The organism is Finegoldia magna (genome assembly GCF_018371055.1).
In the GTDB taxonomy this organism is placed as follows: Bacteria; Bacillota; Clostridia; order Tissierellales; family Peptoniphilaceae; genus Finegoldia; species Finegoldia magna_I.
Map to the genome: position 1 here is coordinate 1 of NZ_JAGYZD010000234.1, position 2,592 is coordinate 2,592.

The 2,592-nt window shown below is 28.5% G+C and carries 2 protein-coding genes and 2 pseudogenes; all 4 read left to right on the forward strand.

Annotation, left to right across the window (positions count from 1 at the left end; all coding sequences use genetic code 11):
- Positions 1-250 (forward strand): annotated as a pseudogene (locus KHW44_RS08430) (nickase); the annotation flags it as partial.
- 100 nt (positions 251-350) lie between these two features.
- Positions 351-1,829 carry a hypothetical protein gene (locus KHW44_RS08435; protein ID WP_039861666.1) on the forward strand — a complete coding sequence of 493 codons (1,479 nt, stop codon included), beginning with the start codon at positions 351-353 and terminating at the stop codon, positions 1,827-1,829.
- 76 nt (positions 1,830-1,905) lie between these two features.
- Positions 1,906-2,277 (forward strand): hypothetical protein, encoded by a 372-nt coding sequence (locus tag KHW44_RS08440; RefSeq protein ID WP_004825300.1) that lies wholly within the window; start codon positions 1,906-1,908, stop codon positions 2,275-2,277.
- Positions 2,278-2,531: 254 nt separating this feature from the next.
- Positions 2,532-2,592, forward strand: a pseudogene (locus tag KHW44_RS10160) (PcfB family protein); the annotation flags it as partial.

The window sequence follows — 2,592 nt, forward strand, 5'->3', positions numbered from 1 at the left end:
TCTTGAAGAAATAAATAAAGAAAAAGACAAGATAAAAGATGAATACCAGGAAATTAATCATATAAAATATTCAGTAGATTTTGTAAACAAAGAACTTGGCATAGACTTATCCATAGAAATAGATAAGCTAATAAAACAAGGTGAAAAACCAAGTGTAATAGCACAGATTAAAAAATATCAAGAGCAACGGGAAAAATACGAAAAGAAAAAAGAGAGAACAAAAGATAGTTATAGGAATTCGGAAAGGTAAGATGTTTTAACTTTATTAGGGGACTTTCAAGCACCGTAGGAAGCTGATATAGAAAAATTACCTAAAAAATGATATAATGCACATGAATGGAGGGACTGATGTGAAGAAGAAACTAAAACCGTTAGTTGATTATATAATCTTAGTTTTATATTCAATTTGTATGTATATTTTATGGAAACTTTGTAAGTTAGGAGGAACACATTATTGGCTTAGAATTATGTTGCCTTTTGTGATTTTACTAATTATCTTACTTTTAGTCAGATTAATATTAAGACATAGAGGGTATCGGGCAAGTTATTTTAAATTCCGTTTGGTTTTATTTATTGCTATAAGCCTAGTGTTTGGAGGGATGATAATACACACAGCAATTCCTTATAATGGGGCTTTATCTTGGAAAATTGACGATTTCTTAAATCATAAAAAGATAAAATTCATTCATAATAATATTTATGAAAATGGTATTGATGGATTGATAAACGATATAGGAGAAAAAAATTCTTTACCAGAAAAAATTTATGTTTCAGATGATTTCTACATTGAGTTTACAGAGGATGGAACAATTACGAATATAGAAACAATGTTATATGGAGAAAATGATAAAGGACAGTTGAAAGGTTTTTTAATTACCTATGACTATAAGAAAGATAGTAAAATAAATATATGGCTTAATGAAGGCGAAGGTCTTAGTATTAATTCGGATAAGTTATTAAATCCTTTTTTCGCAATTCTTAAGCAATCCGATTACAGAAAACAAGTTCATAATTGGGAGAATATAAAACAAAATCAAACATATTCTTTTTTATATTCAGGAAAAGAAAAAGTTAATTCAGAAAAAGGACTCTCTATATTAGATGGAGATGCAGATGGTGATGGAAAATATAATACAGGATTGGCGCCTTCTAAGTTATCAAGCGGAGGAGAATTTAGTGGGTATATGGCTTCTCTTTATATAAAAAATAATGAAGATATATCTTCATTTAAGTATCTAATGGAGCCACAATATATATCACCGGAAATACTTGAAAATGAACATAATAGCGAAATACTTGAAGATGCAAAGAGTTCAAAAAGATGGATTACAGATGAAAATAATGGTACGGTATATACCTTTGTTTTAGATGATAAAAAAATAGGATATAGACTTGTGGTTGTAGATGCTGCTGCCGGTTCAAGGTTCTATGCATTTGAAAAATCGATTGATAGTGGGGAAAATTGGAAAGTTATCAACAAAGATCCTTTTATGGATGAAACCGGATCAGCTGAAGGAATAATATTCTTTTCAAATGATTTTGGTTTTATTGGAATTCAGGGAGCATCTGGACAGTACTCTCAAATATATAGTACAAAAGATGGAGGTCTTACCTTTAGACAAGTTAATTTACCTATGGATAAGGTAAAAGATATACCAAAAGAAGGAAAAGAAATCGGACTAAAATTGGATGATTATAAGTATCTTTCTATGCCTGAAAGTAAGGGGAATAAATTATATATTACTGTTACATCAGGAGAGTATGAATCCAATGGAATTCAATTTTATTCTGAAGATGCTGGAGAAAGTTGGAATGTTTTATCAAAATAAAAAAATTGAACTTTAGAATGATTTAGGTAGAGTAAATGAAAAAAATTCTTTTTATTATAATGGTGATTTTTTTGTTGTGATAGATGGCTACACGGCTTTATTAGTTTTAGGTGATTTGATAACCACTACAACTACAATAGAAGTTATCAATCAAAGTGAGGATATTGTCGCAAAGGTAAAAGAGCATTTTAACATTAACTATGAGATAACGAAAATTCAATATAGTCTAGGTTTTCCAGATGGATATGGATTAGAAATATATGATTCTAGAGTAGTTAAAGAACATTTTTTTGAAGATGATGGATTTGAAGATAGTGAAATAGATACTTACTTTCAAAAATTAAATATAGACACACCTAAATATTTAAAAGTTTTAATTATTGAAAATATCCTTGGAATCATTCTAATAATAGTAATAATTAGAAGAAATAGAATCAATGAACAATGAAGAAATACAGATTATATATTCCAACATGAAAAACTATCTATCAGACAAAAGAACACACACAAACTACTAAAGGCGGAAAGGTATTTTAAGCTATTTAAAAGCATAAAAGGTATAAAGACCTAAGAAATATATAAAAACATCAAAATAAAGCATTCCACCACCAAGAACAATAAAATAAAAACAATCAAAGGGAATTATAGAAAAATTAAATCCTAGACTTCCCTTTTTTTAATTCAAACAAAGGAGAGAAAAACATGATAAACGAAGAAATAAGCAAAGAAGCAGGTCAAGCAGCACAAACCATAATAACATACA